The sequence below is a fragment of the Paraburkholderia sp. UCT31 genome, assembly GCF_014397655.1.
Classification (GTDB): Bacteria; Pseudomonadota; Gammaproteobacteria; order Burkholderiales; family Burkholderiaceae; genus Paraburkholderia; species Paraburkholderia tuberum.
Genome location: NZ_VZQP01000023.1, coordinates 109,788 through 128,145 on the forward strand (window position 1 = coordinate 109,788; position 18,358 = coordinate 128,145).

Below are 18,358 nucleotides of genomic sequence, written 5' to 3' on the forward strand. Positions count from 1 at the left end.
GGATGCATCGCGAAGCCGGCCTGACGAAGTCGAAAAACGCCGCGCGTGGCCCGGACTAAGATAATGGGCAAGGGCGTCGCAGGACGCGTACGAGGCAAAACTCAGAGCACGACACAGCGCAAATGTAATCAGTCGCCGCGACGATTCGAGGCCGCGCCGCCCTGCTATGATAGGCGCCCTCTGAAGGAGTCAACCATGCCTGAACTCACTCATTTCGATGCGGCCGGTGACGCGCATATGGTGGACGTCGGCGGCAAGCAGGAGACCAGGCGCATCGCGATCGCGCGTGGCTCGATCCGCATGCTGCCCGACACGTTCGCGCTGATCCGCGACGGCAACGCCAAAAAGGGCGACGTGATCGGCATCGCGCGGATCGCGGCGATCCAGGCCTCGAAGCGCACCGCCGATCTGATTCCGCTCTGTCATCCGCTCGCGCTGACACGCGTGAAGGCCGATTTCGAACTCGACGAGCAGATGCCCGGCGTGCATTGCACGGTCCAGGTCGAGACGTTTGGACGCACGGGCGTCGAAATGGAGGCGCTTACCGCCGTGCAGATCGGGCTGCTGACCGTGTACGACATGTGCAAGGCGGTGGATCGCGGCATGACCATCACCGATGTGAAGGTGATGGAGAAGCATGGCGGGAAATCGGGGGATTGGGTGGCGCAAGCTTGACCTGCGGTTCGACAACTAATCGGATAGCAACATGACCATCGACGAACTGCTCGAGCAGCTACTGGCGTTTCGCGACGCGCGCGACTGGCGGCAGTTTCACACGCTGCGCAACCTGATCGTCTCCACGGGCATCGAAGCCGGCGAGCTGTTGGAGACGATTCAGTGGAAGACCGATGCGCAGATCGACGCGCTGCTCGGCGATCCCGCGCAATCGACGAACCTCAGGCACGAGTGCGCCGACGTGTTCATGTATCTGCTGCTGGTCGCCCATACCGCCGGCTTCGATCTCGTCGACGCGGCAGCGGAAAAACTGAAGCTGAACGAAGCGCGCTACCCCGTCGACAAGGCGAAAGGCACGGCCGCGAAGTATTCCGAGCTTTGAACTTTGAAGGGAGGAAGCCGCGGCGCCAGCACGCCTGAGCTTCCGCGGTCCGATCAATCTTCGTCGCTGTCGTCATCCGGCGTCGCATCGTGCGCCGGTGTGCCGTAGCGCTTCACCAACTGCTGCTTGAAGCCCGCGAGCGACTTCTGCTCGTCGACGAGCTGGTAGAGATAGCCGAGCTGCGCCGGCCAGTCTTTCAATTCCTCGGCGAAGATCCGCAAGCGTTCGACCGTATCGAGCGCCGCCGCGGTATCGCCGGTCAGCGCCTGCAGCACCGCGTAGCGACGCAGCACCGTCTCGCCCGGCAACAGCGCGATCGCCTGCTTGTGCATCGCGAGCTTGCGCTGCAGGTTCAGCGGATTCATCGGCTGCAGCGTCGCGAGACCGTATTCGCCCCACGCGCCGAACATGAACGACGGATCGGCGCCGTACTGCTCGGCCGGGCGCGCGCCGTAGTAGAGCACCTCGGCACGCGCATAGTCGCGATACACCGGATACAGCGCGGCGAGCCCGCCGAACACCACCACCGCGAACGCGCCGAGCGACAGATTCGCCGGCACCGCGCGCAACGGCCGCGTTTCGAGCAGGCCGAACACGAACATCGCGGGCAACAGGAAGAACATGTACTGCTGCGGATACTCGACGAGCGCATGCATCGTCAGCACGCCGATCAGCGCGATGCCGAACACGCGCGCGGCGCTTTGCGGCGCACGCACGATGCGCACGAGCCACGCGACGAGACCCACGAGCACGATCGCGAGACCGATCAGACCGGTTTTCGCGAGCAGGTCGACGAAAATGTCGTGCGAGTTGTTGGCGATTTCGACGCCGCCCAGCTGCTTGACGAGCTCGAACTGATGGCTCGGAAATTCGCCCCAGCCGACGCCGAGCAGCGGATGCTGCTTGAACATCGTCCAGCCGTATTTCCACAGCGCGAGGCGCGGCGCGATCTGGCCGGCATCCTGGAAGCGTTCGGCCGCCGACTGCGCGAGTTCGAGGTGAAAGCGCACGTTGGCCCAGCGGATCAGCGCATTGACCACGAAAAACAGCACCGCGAGCGCGATCGGCACCAGCCATTCACGGTTGCTACGGCGCAATTGCGGTTCGTTGCGAGTCTGCGCGAAGGCCATCCAGAAGCCGGCGACAACGATCACGCCCATCTGCAGCCATGGACCCCGCGACACGGTCAGCGCGAGGCCGACCGAGAAAATCGTCGACACGAGCAGCCAGATGGGCACCGCGATGCGGCGCGTCTGCACGAGGTACAGCGCGCCCGCCATCGCGAACGCGATATACGTCGCGAGGTGGTTCGCCTGCGCCATGTTGCCGAACGGCCGGCGCTCGACGGTTATGTTGTACGCGACGACGAGCGGAGCCACGCGCGCCTCGAGGTGAAACAGCTGGATCACCTGACTGAACACCGCGAACAGACCGCCGACGATCAACGCCCCCGCCGCCCAGCGCAACGCGGTCTCGTCGAGCTTCACGCGCGTGAAGCCGTAGCCCACATGCACGGCCATCCACGCAGCGAGCAGGAAGCCCGCGCCGAGCCAGTTCATCGATGGCTCCGCGACCGGCAGCACCAGCGTCTGCACGACCAGCACGAGGCCGAACAGCAGGGGTACGAGCGCGACCGCGGGCGACGCGAAGCTCACACGCGGCCGGGTGGTCGCGACCAGCAGCACGACGGCCGCCCCGGTCAGCAGAAACAGCGCGAGCGAGGTGAATTCGGCGTAGAAGGTTGGGATCGGATACGTATGGTTGGCAACCGCGTAGGGCAGGATCAACGCAAGAGCCAGCAGTACGAGAGACAGGTAGCGCGCGAAAGGGGTGGGCATCGAATCAACGGTGGGCGTCAGCAACCGGCGCACTATACAAAAATTTCGTTGCACTGTGCGCCGGTCCGGCCGAAATAGGCTGAAAATCAGCCTTTTACGTTGTGGCTTCGACTCATCCAGTCAGCGCTCGGCTGCTGTCTCGTTCACTCACTCATTTGCCCCTTATGAACGGCATTCGGGCGGCGCCAGATTCGCGGCGAGCGTCGGCGCCTCGCTTGGCATCGGCCCCGAACCCGGCGCCGGCAACGACGACGCGCTCTTGCCGCTCGCAAAGCATTCCCACGTCAGCGCGCCGGTCTGCACCGCGTCCTTGCTCAACGCGACTCGCGCGCTCGGCGCATCGACGTTGTCCGGGACCGACGGCACCAGCGTCATGGTGTTTGCGCCGGCCTGCGCGACACGCGTCGAGTACGTGATCGTGATCTGACCAGTGTCGTCGTCGATCTGGATGGACTCGACGTTGCGCGTGGCGGGCGGCGACGCATAACCGCCGCTGAACGCGTTGCCGCTCGCGGCGTTTTCGGCCACCGCGAGCCGCGCCGACGCCGCGAGCGACAAGCCCTCGCCGACCCGGCTGCGCGCCAGATAGTCCTGATACGCGGGAATCGCGTAGGCCGCGATCACGCCGACGATCGCGAGCACGATCATCAACTCGATCAGCGTGAAGCCGACGCCGCAGCGGCGGCAGATGCGCGCGAACCAGCTCGCGCGCCAGCGTGCGCGGCGCGACCTACGCGAGGATTGCGTCGATTGAGAGTATGGGGAATATGGCAGGGTAACGATCATCGGCAGACTCCTGATACGAGAAACGCCTGGCCCGTGGATCGGGAACAGGCGTTTCAATCGTAGCGAGCGAAGCTCGCGCGTCACAGTCAGCCGGATGGCCAGGCTTGCATTCGGACGACATCACGAATCAGGCAGCGATGCACCGTCAACGCCATGCTCACACCGCCGCACGTTTCGCGTTACGGCGCTTCAACAGATAACCGACGATCACGACGAACAGCGCGCCCGCGATGCTCATCCCGTATTCGGCGACTGGCGTGTCGAGGATCGGCCAGCGGTCGCCGGCCGGGTCGTTGACCATCAGACCACCCGCGATCCAGCCGAGCAGGCCCGCGCCGAACAGTACGATGCCCGGAAAGCGATCGAGCAGCTTCAGAATCAGCTGGCTGCCCCACACGATCAACGGAATGCTCACGACGAGGCCAAAGATCACCAAAGCCAACCGGTGCTCGTGCTCCGCGGCTTCGGCCGCGCCCGCGATCGCGATCACGTTGTCGACGCTCATCACCGCATCCGCGATGATGATCGTCTTCACCGCCGAGATCAGCTTGTCGGCCGGCTTCACGTTGTCGTGAGCGTCGTGCGCCGGCGCGAGCAGGCGCACGCCGATCCACAGCAGCAGCAAGCCGCCCGCGAACTTCAGGAACGGCACGTCGAGCAGCACGACCGCGAACGCGATCAGCACGACGCGCAGCGCGATCGCGCCGGCGGTCCCCCACACGATCCCACGCATGCGCTGCGACTGCGGCAGGTTGCGGCAGGCGAGCGCGATCACGACCGCGTTGTCGCCGCCGAGCAGAACGTCGATGACGATGATCTGAAAGACCGAGCCCCAATGGAGGGTCGTGAAGAATTCGAGCATGGAAAAAAGCATAAGAAAAAATCGACCGCGCGGGCAGAACCGCGGCGCAAGCGCGGACGAAAAAAAAAGCGGGGGAGTCTGCACTCCTCCGCTTTTCGGGACCGCCCGCTCACGAAAGGAGTTCGTAAGCGTATCAAAATCGCGCGCCAACGGCACGCGAATTCGATTTACAGCATCGCCTTCAGAAGACGCGCCATTTCCGACGGGTTCTTCGTGACCTTGATACCGCACGCGTCCATGATTTCCAGCTTCGCTTCGGCGGTGTCCGCACCGCCCGAGATCAGCGCGCCGGCGTGGCCCATGCGCTTGCCCGGAGGCGCCGTGACGCCAGCGATGAAGCCAACCACCGGCTTCTTCATGTTGTCCTTGATCCAGTGCGCGGCATTCGCCTCGTCCGGACCGCCGATTTCGCCGATCATGATGACGGCGTCCGTATCCGGATCGTCGTTGAACATCTTCATCACGTCGATGTGCTTCAGACCATTGATGGGGTCGCCGCCGATGCCGACTGCCGACGACTGGCCGAGGCCGATCGCGGTCAGCTGGCCGACTGCTTCATACGTCAGCGTGCCCGAACGCGACACGACGCCGATGCGGCCCTTGCGATGGATGTGACCCGGCATGATGCCGATCTTCAGTTCGTCCGGCGTGATCGTGCCCGGGCAGTTCGGTCCGAGCAGCAGCGTCTTGCGGTTTTCGCGACGCATACGGTCCTTGATCTCGATCATGTCGCGGACGGGAATGCCTTCCGTGATACAGATTGCGAGATCCAGGTCGGCTTCGACTGCTTCCCAGATTGCGGCGGCGGCGCCTGCCGGCGGAACGTAAATCACCGACACGGTCGCGCCCGTCTCAGCCTTGGCTTCAGCGACGCTCGCGTAGATGGGGATGCCTTCGAAATCTTCGCCGGCGCGCTTCGGGTTCACGCCCGCGACGTACGCTTCGCGGCCGTTTGCGTATTCACGGCAAGCACGCGTGTGGAACTGACCGGTCTTGCCGGTGATGCCCTGCGTGATGACCTTGGTGTCTTTGTTGATCAGAATCGACATGTATTGACCTCTGTTCGTTTGGCGTCGCGCGGTAGCGCCACTCGGCGCGATGCTTCACGCCTGTGTCGCTCGCGCGCCGCCACTCGTAAACCTGGCAAATGAGCTGGTAAATGCGCCGTGGACAGCTGGCTTAGGCCTTGCCCGAAGCAGCCGCGACGACCTTCTGAGCCGCCTCTTCCATGCTGTCCGCCGAGATGATCGGCAGGCCGGATTCGGCGAGCATCTTCTTGCCCAGGTCTTCGTTCGTGCCCTTCATGCGGACCACGAGCGGCACCTTCAGCGACACGGCCTTCGACGCCGCGATCACGCCTTCCGCGATCACGTCGCAGCGCATGATGCCACCGAAGATGTTGACCAGAATCGCGGTCAGGTTCGGGTTCTTCAGCATGATCTTGAACGCTTCGGTGACCTTCTCGGTCGTAGCTCCTCCGCCGACGTCGAGGAAGTTCGCCGGTTCGCCGCCGAACAGCTTGATGGTGTCCATCGTTGCCATTGCGAGGCCGGCGCCGTTCACCAGACAGCCGATGTTGCCGTCGAGCGAGATGTACGCGAGGTCGAACTTCGACGCTTCGATTTCAGCCGGATCTTCTTCGTCCAGATCGCGGTACGCGACGATTTCCGGGTGACGGAACAGCGCGTTCGAGTCGAAGTTGAACTTCGCGTCGAGTGCGATGACCTTGCCGTCGCCGGTCAGGATCAGCGGGTTGATTTCGGCGAGCGATGCGTCGGTTTCCCAGAATGCCTTGTACAGGCCTTGCAGGATCGCGCGAGCTTGCGGGATCGAAGCGTCGGGCACGCCGATCTTCTTCGCGAGGTCGTCTGCTTCTGAGTCCTTCAGGCCAGTCGACGGATCGACGGCAACCTTGTGGATCAGCTCAGGCGTCTTTTCCGCGACTTCTTCGACGTCCATGCCGCCTTCGCTCGACGCCATCACGACGATCTTCTGCGAAACGCGATCGATCACGAGACCGACATACAGTTCCTTCTTGATGTCGGCGCCTTCTTCGATCAGCAGGCGGTTCACCTTCTGGCCTTCCGGACCGGTCTGGTGCGTGACGAGCTGCATGCCGAGGATCTGGTTCGAGTACTCGCGAACCTGTTCCAGCGACTTGGCGACCTTGACGCCGCCGCCCTTGCCACGGCCACCCGCATGGATCTGAGCCTTCACGACCCACACCGGGCCGCCCAGCTCTTCCGCGGCCTTGACCGCATCATCCACCGAGAAGACCGGCTTGCCGCGCGGTACCGCGACGCCGAATTTCCGCAGGATTTCCTTACCCTGGTACTCGTGAATCTTCATGCGTGATTCCCTTCAGTCTGAGAGTTGGATAGAACTTCGATTCCGTTGCCGCCGTTCAGGCCGACGCGTCGCCGCTTCGTTCGCGGGCCGCCGCGCCGTCCGACGAGGCCGCGCGTTCCGCCGGACGCGGTGCATGACCATACCAGCGCGGATAAAACTGTTTCACCGCCTCGCCGTCGAAACGCAGCGCGTGGCAGCGTCCCAGCTGGAATGGCGGTTTGTCGTTGGAATGCCCGCCTGTGCCGTTAGACGATTCGTCTCCCGAACCCGCGTTCGCACCCGGCGTGCCGTCATCGGTGTTCCATACGTCGCCGGCGAACGCCTGGATCGCGGCGGTCGGCAGGATCGCGCACAGCTCGGTGAGATGCGTGCAACCGGCCGTGCCGGCCAGCAAACGGGCAGCATCGCGACGGAAGTTGTGGAACAGATTGAGCCCGATGAGGGCACGGTAGGCGGGATTGCTGGCCTGGCACAACCTTGGATAGGGCACCCAGTCGGACGACGCCTCGGCGTTGACGACATTGAGCTTGCGATCGATGGTGATGCGAAGCCAGAGTTCATGGATCGGCTGACCATTGGGCCGGACACCCGACGCAAGCGCCACATCGCGTGGCTTTTCGTCGGTCAGGCACGCTTCCACATCCCACAGACCATCGGCTCGCTCGTAAGCTTCCGCTCTGATTGCGCGACGATGGCGCAACTGACGGGACACTGGCGGGGAGAGCGACATGCGGGAAGGAAAGGCCGGATTGGAAAACGTCTGGATTTTAGCATAACGGGTATTTGGGACAGCCCCGATTGCGCACGGCCTGGCGCCAGGTTACGGCGCGGTAATTGCCCTACCCGTCGAGACTGGCGTGTTAGTCGCCGTCCCCGATGTCGTCGATACCCTTCAGGATCTTGCCGATCGTCGCGCCGGAGAAGCCGCGCGACGCGAGAAAGCGCGCCTGCTTCGCGCGCTCGGCCGGCGTTTGCGGCAACTGGCCGAACTTCTTGCGCCAGACCGCCTGGGCGCGCGCGAGTTCGGTTTCGCGCAATTGCGCGCTCGCCTCTTCGACGAGCGCCGGGTTGAGCGCGTGTTGCTTCAGTTCGCCGAGAATGCGGCTCGTGCCGAGCCGCGATGCGCGCCGATGGATCAGGCTTTCCGCGAAGCGCGAGTCGGATAGCCAGTTTTCGGCCTGCAGCGCGTCGAGCACCGTGTCGAGCGAATCGGTTTCCTCGACGTAAGGCTTCAGCTTGCGGGCGAGGTCGGCGCGGCTATATTCGCGGCGCGACAGATAGCCGAGCGCGCGCGCTTTCAGCGAACGGGCGGGGCGTTGGGATTTTCTGCTGTCGTCTTTGTCGGACTGGCCCGGCTTCTCTTCGCCGGGTTGGCGACGCGAGCGGGTGTAGGTGACCTCGGAGGGGATTGGGGAATCGAGTCCGGAGGAATCCCGGCTGGACGACGCTGCAGCGGGCGCAGACCGCGTACGCTGCGGGTCGCGGCCCGCAGCGCGGTCATGTGCGTCGAACGGTTCGAACGGATCGCCGGATTCAGGCGATCCGTCCGCCGCGTCGCGCGGGCCGTCCGGATAGCGTCCGGAGTCGAAACCGGACAGCGGCCGGCCTTTGCGTATCACTTGATGCTTACTCTTCTTCGCCCGCGACTTCAGCGTCCGCGCCGGTCACGGCGTTCGCCATCGCGGTAACGCCCAGCGATTCGCGGATACGGTTTTCGATTTCGCGAGCGATATCCGGATTTTCGCGCAGGAATTCACGCGCGTTGTCCTTGCCCTGACCGATCCGCTCGCCGCTGTAGCTGTACCATGCGCCGGCCTTGTCGACGATCTTCGCCTGCACGCCGAGGTCGATGATTTCGCCCTGACGCGAGATGCCCTCGCCGTACAGGATGTCGAAAATCGCTTCACGGAACGGCGGCGCCACCTTGTTCTTGACGACCTTCACGCGGGTTTCGTTGCCGATCACTTCGTCGTTCTTCTTGATCGAGCCGATGCGGCGAATGTCGAGACGCACCGACGCGTAGAACTTCAGCGCATTACCGCCCGTGGTGGTTTCCGGGTTGCCGAACATCACGCCGATCTTCATGCGGATCTGGTTGATGAAGATCACGAGGCAGTTCGTGCGCTTGATCGTGCCGGTCAGCTTGCGCAGCGCCTGCGACATCAGACGCGCCTGCAGACCCGGCAGCGAGTCGCCCATTTCGCCTTCGATTTCCGCCTTCGGCACCAGCGCCGCGACCGAGTCGATCACGATCATGTCGATCGAGCCCGAGCGCACCAGCGCGTCGGCGATTTCGAGCGCCTGTTCGCCGGTGTCCGGCTGCGAGACCAGCAGGTCGGCGACGTTCACGCCGAGCTTGCCCGCGTATTGAATGTCCAGCGCGTGTTCCGCGTCGATGAACGCCGCGGTGCCGCCGAGCTTCTGCATTTCGGCGACGACCTGCAGCGTCAGCGTGGTTTTACCGGACGATTCCGGACCGTAGATTTCGACCACGCGGCCGCGCGGCAAACCGCCGACGCCCAGTGCGATGTCGAGGCCGAGCGATCCGGTGGAGACCACCTGGATGTCTTCGACTGCCTCACCTGCGCCGAGCCGCATGACCGACCCTTTGCCGAACTGCTTTTCGATCTGCGCGAGCGCGGCGGCGAGAGCCTTGCTCTTTTCAGCAGTCAGTCCAGCCGAGCCTTTCTTGCTTTCTTCCATGAATCGTCCTTTGCTATGATGAACGGCGTCTGAGGCAGATGTGCACCCGTGGTTCCACTCGAATTGAGCGGAGTCTCCAGGACATCACACGAAACGCAGACACTGTATAAAAAAACAGTAGTTTTGGCAAGCGCGATTGTGATGCGAACGCGCATCTTTTACTGTCGCATCGCCCCAACTACCCACAATAATGTTCGGAGACCGCTGCGCGCCGGGGCAACCCCACGGTGCCGGCAAAGCCAGGCTGGCGCATCATGCGAATTCTGATTGCCGAAGACGACAGCATACTCGCGGATGGTCTGGTTCGATCACTCCGCCAATCGGCCTATGCGGTCGATCACGTGAAAAGCGGCGTAGAAGCCGATACCGCGTTGTCAATGCAGACGTTCGACCTATTGATCCTCGATCTGGGCCTGCCGCGCATGTCCGGGCTCGAGGTGCTGCGCCGCCTGCGCGCGCGCAATTCGAACCTGCCCGTGCTGATCCTGACCGCCGCCGATAGCGTCGACGAACGCGTCAAAGGCCTCGACCTCGGCGCCGACGATTACATGGCCAAGCCCTTCGCGCTGAACGAACTCGAAGCGCGCGTGCGCGCGCTGACACGGCGCGGCGCGGGCGGCGGCCCGACCGTCGTGCGGCATGGCTCGCTGTCGTTCGATCAGGTGGGCCGCATCGCCTACGTCAACGACCAGGCGATCGATCTGTCGGCGCGCGAGCTCGGTCTGCTCGAAGTGCTGCTGCAACGGATCGGCCGGCTGGTCTCGAAAGAGCAGCTCGTCGACCATCTGTGCGAATGGGGCGAGGAAGTCAGCAACAACGCGATCGAAGTCTACGTGCACCGGCTGCGCAAGAAGATCGAACCGAGCGGCGTGCGCATCATCACCGTGCGCGGGCTCGGCTACTGTCTCGAAAAAGCGGCGCCGCCGGCGAATGCGAGCGCGCCCGCCACCCCGGCCGGCTCCGCGCCGCAGACGGCACAAGCGGCACAATCGTCCACCGCGCCGTCGTCCACCGCGATGCCGGCGAGCCACCACTACAAATAGAGGCCAGCGATGTCCGCACGCGCTGATCGCGCCACGGCGCACGCGGCGGACCTCGACGAGGCGCGCGACGCGCGCTACGCCAATCCGTTCGCCGCGCCCGACGAAACCGAAGCCGCCGCCGAAGCGCGTCCGCGCTCGCTGTTCGGCGAAATTCTCGACTGGATGCTCGCGCCGCTGCTGCTGCTTTGGCCGATGAGCCTCGCGGTCACCTATCTGGTCGCGAAGTCGATCGCGAACGGGCCGTTCGACCGCGCGCTCGAAACCGACGCCTACGTGCTCGCGCGCCAGATCCATCCGGTCAATGGCGTCGCGGAGCTGTCGCTGCCCGAGTCGACGCGCGATTTCCTGCGCGCCGACAACGTCGACAGCGTGTTCTTTCAGGTGCTCGGCGCGCGCGGCGAGCTCGTGGCCGGCGAGCGTGACATGCCACTGCCGCACGAGGAGGACCGCCCGCCGCCGGGCCTCGTCGAATTCCGCGACGACGTGCTGCGCGGCAACGACATCCGCGTCGCCTACACGACCGTCGAGTTTCCGCAGACGCCGGGCGCGCAGGCCGTGCTCGTGCAGGTCGCCGAAACGCTCGACAAGCGCAGCCAGCTCGCCAACGACATCATCAAGGGCGTGATCCTGCCGCAGTTCGTGATCCTGCCGCTCGCGATCCTGCTCGTGTGGTTCGGGCTGTCGCGCGGGCTCGAGCCGCTGCATGCGCTGCAGGCGCATATCCGCGCGCGCCGGCCGGACGATCTGTCGCCGCTCGAAGCGCGCCGCGCGCCGCCGGAAATCGAGCCGCTCGTCACGTCGTTCAACGATCTGCTCACGCGCCTCGAACAGAACATGGAGCTGCAGAAGCGCTTCATCGCCGACGCCGCGCATCAGATGAAAACGCCGCTGGCCGGCCTGCGCACCCAGGCCGAGCTCGCGCTGCGCCAGAACGCGTCGGCCGAGGTTCGTCGCTCGCTCGAACAGATCGCGACGAGCTCCGAGCAGGCCGCGCGGCTCGTCACGCAATTGCTCGCGCTGGCGCGCGCGGAAAACCGTCGGTCGGGACAGATCTTCACGCCGCTCGAACTGGGCGAACTCGCGCGCAGCGCGGTGCGCGAATGGGTGCAGGCCGCGCTCGCGAAGCAGATGGACATCGGCTACGAAGCGCCCGACGAGCCCGTCGAAGTCGCCGGCAATCCGGTGATGCTGCGTGAAATGCTGTCGAACCTGATCGACAACGCGATCCGCTATACGCCGGCGGGCGGCCGCATCACCGTGCGCGTGCAACACGACGCCCCCGCGCGGCTCGTGCACCTGGAAGTCGAGGACACCGGGCTCGGCATTCCGGCCAGCGAGCGCTCGCGTGTGGTCGAGCGCTTTTACCGGATTCTGGGCCGCGAGGGCGACGGCAGCGGCCTCGGCCTCGCGATCGTGCGCGAGATTGCGGCAATGCACGGCGGCGAGCTCGCCATCGACGACAACGTCTACCAGGAGTCGCCGCGGCTCGCCGGCACACTGGTGCGCATCAGCTTGCACGTGCTCGAACGGGGCGGGACTTACCCTAACGCGCCTCTATCGTCAGCTTGACGGTCAGCGTTTTTTGAGATATTTCAGCGTGGGTTGCGCGAACATACCGGCACATTAACGGAAATTGAACGCCTATTCGTCGACTTACCGGACTACCCCAGGTTCAGGCGCCGAGTCAGAACGCCGTAAGTTTCCACTCCAATAATCGGTTGCACGGGAACGGCTGTGCCGGCGATCCGTGGATATATCAATATTGGAGACGACAATATGGCTACCGTTGGCGGGCAAATCTCGCACGTGCCGATGACGCGCGATGAGAAGCGGGTGATCTTCGCATCGTCGCTGGGTACGGTTTTCGAGTGGTACGACTTCTATCTGGCCGGCTCGCTTGCGGCCTTCATCAGCAAGAGCTTCTTCTCCGGCGTCAATCCGACCGCGGCGTTCATCTTCACGCTGCTCAGCTTCGCGGCGGGCTTCGCGGTGCGGCCGTTCGGCGCGATTGTATTCGGGCGGCTCGGCGACATGGTCGGGCGCAAGTACACGTTCCTGATCACGATCGTCATCATGGGCCTGTCGACGTTCCTCGTCGGCTTCCTGCCGGGCTACGCGGCGATCGGCATCGCTTCGCCGGTGCTCTTCATCGCGATGCGCCTGCTGCAGGGTCTCGCGCTGGGCGGCGAGTATGGCGGCGCCGCGACCTACGTGGCCGAACACGCGCCGGCGAACCGCCGCGGCTTCTACACCGCATGGATCCAGACCACCGCCACGCTCGGTCTGTTTCTGTCGCTGCTCGTGATTCTCGGCGTTCGCACGCTCATGGGCGAAGACGCGTTCGGCGCCTGGGGCTGGCGGATTCCGTTCCTCGTGTCGATCCTGCTACTCGCGGTGTCGGTGTGGATTCGCCTGCAACTGCATGAGTCGCCGGTGTTCGCGCGCATCAAGGCCGAGGGCAAGACCTCGAAGGCGCCGCTTTCCGAAGCGTTCGGCCAATGGAAGAACCTGAAGGTCGTGATTATCGCGCTGCTCGGCCTGACGGCCGGCCAGGCTGTCGTCTGGTACACGGGCCAGTTCTACACGCTGTTCTTCCTCACGCAGACGCTGAGGGTCGACGGTTCGAGCGCCAACATCATGATCGCGCTTGCGCTGCTGATCGGCACGCCGTTCTTCCTGTTCTTCGGCTCGCTGTCGGATCGCATCGGCCGCAAGCCGATCATCATGGCCGGCCTGCTGATCGCCGCCCTCACCTACTTCCCGCTGTTCAAGGCGCTCACGCACTACACGAACCCGGCGCTCGAAGCGGCAACCGCGAAGTCGCCGATCGTCGTGATCGCCGATCCGGCCGAGTGCTCGTTCCAGTTCAACCCGGTGGGCACGGCGAAGTTCACGAGCTCATGCGACATCGCGAAGGGCGCGCTGTCGCGAGCCGGCCTGAACTACGACAACGTCGCGGCGCCTGCCGGCACGATCGCGCAGATCCGCGTGGGCGATACGGTCGTCAACACGTTCGACGGCCGCGCCGGCGACGCGAAGGAGCAAGCCAAGACGTTCGAGAAGACGCTCGCCGCGACGCTGAAGGCCGCCGGCTACCCGCCGAAGGCTGATCCGGCTCAGATCAACTGGCCGATGAGCATCGTGATCCTGACGATCCTCGTGATCTACGTGACGATGGTCTACGGGCCGATCGCGGCGATGCTGGTCGAGATGTTCCCGACGCGCATCCGTTATACGTCGATGTCGCTGCCGTATCACGTCGGCAATGGCTGGTTCGGCGGCTTCCTGCCGGCCACCGCGTTCGCGATCGTCGCGGCGAAGGGCAACATCTACTCGGGGCTCTGGTATCCGATCATCATCGCGGTGGTCACCTTCGTGATCGGCATGCTGTTCGTGCGCGAAACCAAGGACTCGGATATCTACGCGAAGGATTGAGTGGACCGACAGCCGAAGCTATCTGAAAAAGTTGTGAGCCTGGGGTTGACAGCCTCCGGTGGCCCCAGCATAATCTCGCTTCTTTCGGCGAATTAGCTCAGTCGGTTAGAGCGACGGAATCATAATCCGCAGGTCCGGGGTTCGAGTCCCTGATTCGCCACCATATAAAACAAGGGGTTAGCTTCGGCTAACCCCTTGTCGTTTCTGCGCCCTGTCAACGAAGTGTCAACGCAGCGGTTTATTGTTCGCGGCGCTGCTTTGCGGCAATCGGGTAGTATCGCTAGTTGTGCCCACGGTGCCGATCAGCGAACATGAACTTTCTTGATTCGGTCCGCGGCCTCAAGGAGTTGATCCTTTCGCCGTTAAACGCGATGCATGCGGCGATCGTTACGGAGAGACAGGATGCCGGTTCATCGCGTTATTTTTCGTGCAGACTTGGGCAGCGCGAATTATGAAATTCTCGATAACCCGGGAAGTGTGCTCCGCATTCTGCAAGGTGCCGGTGAAAGCTTCTTCAAGCAGGTGCAGGACGCCGCTGTCAATCGAACGATCGTGGGTAGCACAGGGCAAGTCGGTGATAGCGAAAGCTATCGAATGAGCGTAAGCCCACTCGCCATAGATTTTTCTTATGAGACTGCCGCCGGCATAGACTTCCAGAAATTCGAAGCTGCGGAAACTCTACGAGCACTGTTCAAGTACACGCAAGAACTGACAGAACACTTCAAAATCAGGCAGTTGCAAAGAGCCGGACTTCGGCTCTACTATCTTGGTTCGGTCGGCAAGGGCACGTCTGAGCTTGTGCCTGTTTTCCGTAAGGCAACGCACAGTGCTTTCGTCGACGCGATAGGAGAATCGATCGGCAGTCCGGCCGACTATGGCTTCCACTTCGACGGCGAAAAGGAAGCGCTGAAATATCATCTGCACTTTGGCCCCTACCGGTCGCAGGAAGCTGCGCGGTACTTTGAAACGGTACACTCAAAGCTAGATACGATAGGCAAAGGCAATATAGTTTGCGACTTGGATCAGTATGAAGAGTCGTTTGTGCAGACAGTTACGTGGTCTGTTTGGACGCGAACCGCTGTTACCCGGGCGGTGGACTTTGTCTCCCGCCTTGAGCGAAGCTTGAACGAGCAAATTAATGTTGACTGACACCCAAGTCTCAGCGCGAAACGCAAACGCTCCGCTGTTGTACCGCAGCGACCTGACAGCGCCCGGCCACACCCGCCCTGTCGAGTCAGTCTCGAATGAGATCGGCACCCTGAATTCGCCGCGTAAGAAGCATGTGACCGAGCCGATTGTTGCTCGCGGTGATGCTATGGATATGCTGGTCCAACCAGCCCATGTTGCAGCGGAACCTGCAGCTGTTGCGGGTCCACAGCAGGCAGTGGACGGAACGGTGATAGGCGTCGGGCATAACACAGTGCGATGCGAGTTGTCGGTCGGCGGACGGCTTATGCAAGTGCAGTTGCCTTTGGCCCTGTTCCCGGAAGACATTTCGTTTGGAACCCCCATCAGGGTCGAGATGGCAAGCGTCGGTGGTTATCGGATGCCGCAAGTGTCGCTTCGAGAAATCGATCGAAATGCGCTCCGGGAATCGGACGATGAGCTCGATCGCCTTTTAGAAGCTCTCTGAGGATCGGCGCCACTCTTGCTAGACGTCTACATTCTGAACGTCGGGCACGGCGACTCGATCGTTCTTCACTATTGCGAAGGTGGTACGTCCGCCTTTGCCGTTGTCGATTCGAACGCAAAGTCAGGCGAGACACCGCGTGCACTGACGAAACTCCGTGAACTCGGCGCTACGGAACTCAGCTTCGTGGCGGTGACGCACCCGCACGCTGACCATTACTTGGGTCTGTTGCAAGTTCTGACCGCCTACGAAGGTCACATTGCGAATTTCTACAGCTTCCCTGTGGATCGTGACAGCCCTCGACTCAATAGATTCGTTGCACAGTATGTCGCCGCTGCGAAGAAAACGGATTCGAAGACCGTTCGTGCCACGGTCAAAGAATTTGTCCAAATTATCAAGCACTTTGCATCTGTGAAAGACGCTTGGCATACACCCACAGGCAATTTGTCGCGGCTGGTAGCTGACGGGTTTGGGCATGCGATGGTTGAGCAGATACTGCCTCCCTCTCGTGTCAAAGGTCAGTTTTATCAAGAGATTGATAGCGGCATACTTAAGATCGAATCGCCTCAACCGAACGAACTCAGTCTTGCATTGCGCATACAGTATCGTGGCCATTCGCTCGTTCTCGGTGCCGACGGCACCCGTTCGAACTGGAACTTCCAACGCAAGCAGTGGCAGCGGATGGGTGTCGAACTCGCGGCGACCAGCGCGAAAATTCCGCACCATGGATCGGCGGTCGACAGCGGTCCGGATGTCTGTGATGCACTGTATGGTGAGGGCACAAAAGCAGACACAAGGTTTGCCGTGATTTCGGCGGATGGGCTCAGCCATCCAAGCGACGATGTGATTGACGATCTAGTAAAACGTGGCATAAGGCCCTATTGCACGAATCTCGCGAAAAGATGCGGCGCCAAGCACGGCTCACTTCCTGATGTACCCGGGGTTGACGGTGCGTTGGCCCGATTCATTGCATCGACTGCAGTCCTCGATGCAGAAAAGACGCAGCCTTGCCAAGGCGATATCTGCATCTCTATCGCAGATGATGGCTCGGTCTCGGTGACCACTGAATATGCCCATCTGTGCCCTTTCCGCGGAGACTATGACTTTTTGACCGTGGCGATCCACTAGCTAAGTTCGGCTATTTTGGGCCGCGGATTTTCCGATGAGTCGTCATCTGACGCGTCTGTGCTAGCCGGATCGTCAGTGGCGTGAGCACTGGGGTGCCTCCAGCAAATGCTCTAGCGCGAGGGCGCGTACTCGTTAGTATCCTTGGATACTATTGACCGGATTGAGGCGACGTGCCTCCATTAAATGCTCCGGCGCTAGATGCGCGTATCGCATCGTCATCGTTAAGCTTTGATGCCCTAAGATGCGCTGTAGCGTGAGAATGTTGCCGCCATTCATCATGAAGTGGCTGGCGAAAGTGTGACGCAAAGCGTGGGTCATCTGACCATCTGGTAGCGTTATTCCTGCGCGGTCGATCGCTTCACTGAATGCGGACCAGGCGTAGCCAAAGATGCGCTCCGCTTGACCGTACGCTTCGTAGTTCTGAGGGATTGCTCGAGCGCTTCCGAAATAGGAACCGCCCTCACCTTGCCGGACTTTGTGCGCGCAAATTGGATCAACCCTGCATGCAACTGCGATTTGCGCAATTCTTCAACCTTGCTCCGGTGGCGAGGCACACTCGCGAAATAAGGCCGACGTGAGGATTGCGTGCACCCTCTAGAGCCAAGAGAAGCGCCTTTATTTGCTCTGTCGTCAAATAGCTACCTGTCATTGCTGCAGCTGATCTGGATACAACCATACAAAACCCACAACCACGCCGAGACGGCGATCTTTAACTCGGGGATTACACAGAATGTCGACCATACCTTCACAACAGCAAATCCGCGAAGTCTTCGATATTGTCAAAGACGCGACCACGGAACGGCGGCCGGCACGTCAACTTACCAAGTACGAGCAAGTCCTAGATAAACTTAGCAAGTGGCTGCTTACGCACCAACTCATAGGCTTTTCGGTGGCAATAATTCTCGCAGGCCTTTCCTATTTTCTCCATGACATATCGCTGGCAAACACGGCTTTCGCAACTATAACGTTGTCTCAGATACTGGGTATCTTCCTTTCCCTCGTTGTCATTGCACTCTCCATTCCATTTTTCTATCGACTTTTTAAAACGCCATTTTCTCAATTCTTTCACTTAGTCGAATCGTCGGTTACGTTTAACCTTCAATATGTCGAGCGCCTAGCAAGCTGTGAAGCCTCCGCCATTCGATATGTTCTTACGTACTACGAAGGGGAGCGCATTGCGTTCGAGAAGCGTTGCGGCATACTCGTAGGATCAATCGAAAAAATCGGCTTCTTCCCTGCACTGGCTGGCTTGGGCACTCTCTCGATTAGTCTTTCGAAGCTTCCGGCTATGCAATCATGGGCGACTGCGCTCATTTTTCTGATCCTAGCCTTTTACATTCTCAGCACAGCTGCGTTTGCAATGACGCAGAGACAAGACCGCGTAATTAGCTTGCTCAAGTTGTGGCGCGACAATCTGGATGAGAGACGCGCGACAATCAGCTTGAGAATGTCGCGGCAGAAATATGATGCCGATGTTGATTGACGCTGGCAAGCGTTTATTGATTGACGCGCGGTTTTGATTGACGC

Annotated in this window: 18 protein-coding genes and 1 tRNA gene; 10 read left to right on the forward strand and 9 right to left on the reverse strand. The window is 61.7% G+C overall.

Going from position 1 to position 18,358, the window contains the following annotated elements; genetic code table 11:
* Positions 1 to 195 precede the first annotated feature (195 nt).
* A complete protein-coding gene (gene moaC, locus F6X40_RS20695) occupies positions 196 to 675 on the forward strand; it encodes a cyclic pyranopterin monophosphate synthase MoaC (protein WP_018421713.1) in 480 nt (159 codons plus the stop codon).
* A gap of 31 nt (positions 676 to 706) precedes the next feature.
* Positions 707 to 1,057 carry a nucleotide pyrophosphohydrolase gene (locus F6X40_RS20700; RefSeq protein ID WP_184051401.1) on the forward strand — a complete coding sequence of 117 codons (351 nt, stop codon included), beginning with the start codon at positions 707 to 709 and terminating at the stop codon, positions 1,055 to 1,057.
* A gap of 53 nt (positions 1,058 to 1,110) precedes the next feature.
* Here F6X40_RS20700 and F6X40_RS20705 read toward each other — a convergent pair whose 3' ends face one another.
* The 8 genes from F6X40_RS20705 to recA form a co-directional block, all read right to left on the reverse strand.
* Entirely contained in the window at positions 1,111 to 2,895 is a 1,785-nt protein-coding gene (locus tag F6X40_RS20705) for a PglL family O-oligosaccharyltransferase (RefSeq protein ID WP_187629033.1), read from the reverse strand.
* 162 nt (positions 2,896 to 3,057) lie between these two features.
* Positions 3,058 to 3,681, reverse strand: coding sequence for a pilin (locus F6X40_RS20710; RefSeq protein WP_090801738.1), 624 nt, complete (start codon positions 3,679 to 3,681; stop codon positions 3,058 to 3,060).
* A 157-nt stretch (positions 3,682 to 3,838) separates the two neighbouring features.
* The gene (locus F6X40_RS20715; RefSeq protein ID WP_026226026.1) at positions 3,839 to 4,543 is read right to left on the reverse strand and encodes a TerC family protein; all 705 of its coding nucleotides are present in this window, start codon (positions 4,541 to 4,543) and stop codon (positions 3,839 to 3,841) included.
* A 167-nt stretch (positions 4,544 to 4,710) separates the two neighbouring features.
* On the reverse strand, positions 4,711 to 5,592 hold the full coding sequence (gene sucD / locus F6X40_RS20720) for a succinate--CoA ligase subunit alpha (protein ID WP_013090441.1): 882 nt from the start codon (positions 5,590 to 5,592) through the stop codon (positions 4,711 to 4,713).
* Between the two features lie 130 nt (positions 5,593 to 5,722).
* A complete protein-coding gene (gene sucC / locus F6X40_RS20725) occupies positions 5,723 to 6,892 on the reverse strand; it encodes an ADP-forming succinate--CoA ligase subunit beta (RefSeq protein WP_013090442.1) in 1,170 nt (389 codons plus the stop codon).
* Positions 6,893 to 6,947: 55 nt separating this feature from the next.
* Positions 6,948 to 7,622: a DUF2889 domain-containing protein gene (locus tag F6X40_RS20730; protein ID WP_187629034.1), complete on the reverse strand. Its 675-nt coding sequence runs from the start codon at positions 7,620 to 7,622 to the stop codon at positions 6,948 to 6,950.
* A 130-nt stretch (positions 7,623 to 7,752) separates the two neighbouring features.
* On the reverse strand, positions 7,753 to 8,511 hold the full coding sequence (gene recX, locus F6X40_RS20735) for a recombination regulator RecX (protein ID WP_187629035.1): 759 nt from the start codon (positions 8,509 to 8,511) through the stop codon (positions 7,753 to 7,755).
* A gap of 7 nt (positions 8,512 to 8,518) precedes the next feature.
* Positions 8,519 to 9,595 carry a recombinase RecA gene (recA, locus tag F6X40_RS20740; protein ID WP_018421721.1) on the reverse strand — a complete coding sequence of 359 codons (1,077 nt, stop codon included), beginning with the start codon at positions 9,593 to 9,595 and terminating at the stop codon, positions 8,519 to 8,521.
* A gap of 254 nt (positions 9,596 to 9,849) precedes the next feature.
* Here recA and F6X40_RS20745 point away from each other — a divergent pair, with 254 nt between their 5' ends.
* The 7 genes from F6X40_RS20745 to F6X40_RS20775 all read left to right on the forward strand — a co-directional run bounded on the left by F6X40_RS20745 (position 9,850) and on the right by F6X40_RS20775 (position 16,831).
* The gene (locus F6X40_RS20745) at positions 9,850 to 10,638 is read left to right on the forward strand and encodes a response regulator transcription factor (protein ID WP_184066551.1); all 789 of its coding nucleotides are present in this window, start codon (positions 9,850 to 9,852) and stop codon (positions 10,636 to 10,638) included.
* 9 nt (positions 10,639 to 10,647) lie between these two features.
* Positions 10,648 to 12,207: a sensor histidine kinase gene (locus tag F6X40_RS20750; RefSeq protein WP_187629036.1), complete on the forward strand. Its 1,560-nt coding sequence runs from the start codon at positions 10,648 to 10,650 to the stop codon at positions 12,205 to 12,207.
* 207 nt (positions 12,208 to 12,414) lie between these two features.
* Positions 12,415 to 14,073, forward strand: a complete 1,659-nt coding sequence (locus tag F6X40_RS20755; RefSeq protein WP_184066556.1) for an MFS transporter — start codon at positions 12,415 to 12,417, stop codon at positions 14,071 to 14,073.
* 86 nt (positions 14,074 to 14,159) lie between these two features.
* Positions 14,160 to 14,236, forward strand: a tRNA-Met gene (locus tag F6X40_RS20760).
* A gap of 239 nt (positions 14,237 to 14,475) precedes the next feature.
* Positions 14,476 to 15,222: a hypothetical protein gene (locus F6X40_RS20765; protein WP_187629037.1), complete on the forward strand. Its 747-nt coding sequence runs from the start codon at positions 14,476 to 14,478 to the stop codon at positions 15,220 to 15,222.
* Positions 15,212 to 15,706: a hypothetical protein gene (locus tag F6X40_RS20770; RefSeq protein ID WP_187629038.1), complete on the forward strand. Its 495-nt coding sequence runs from the start codon at positions 15,212 to 15,214 to the stop codon at positions 15,704 to 15,706. The genes F6X40_RS20765 and F6X40_RS20770 overlap by 11 nt, the downstream gene beginning before the upstream one ends.
* A gap of 15 nt (positions 15,707 to 15,721) precedes the next feature.
* Complete coding sequence (locus tag F6X40_RS20775) at positions 15,722 to 16,831, forward strand: ComEC/Rec2 family competence protein (RefSeq protein WP_187629039.1); 1,110 nt, start codon at positions 15,722 to 15,724, stop codon at positions 16,829 to 16,831.
* 132 nt (positions 16,832 to 16,963) lie between these two features.
* On the opposite strand, the gene F6X40_RS42390 is transcribed toward F6X40_RS20775, so the two are convergent.
* Positions 16,964 to 17,149 (reverse strand): tyrosine-type recombinase/integrase, encoded by a 186-nt coding sequence (locus F6X40_RS42390; RefSeq protein WP_262421493.1) that lies wholly within the window; start codon positions 17,147 to 17,149, stop codon positions 16,964 to 16,966.
* A 412-nt stretch (positions 17,150 to 17,561) separates the two neighbouring features.
* Between F6X40_RS42390 and F6X40_RS20785 the strand changes: the two genes are divergently transcribed.
* Positions 17,562 to 18,314 (forward strand): hypothetical protein, encoded by a 753-nt coding sequence (locus F6X40_RS20785; protein WP_187629040.1) that lies wholly within the window; start codon positions 17,562 to 17,564, stop codon positions 18,312 to 18,314.
* Positions 18,315 to 18,358: the final 44 nt, after the last annotated feature.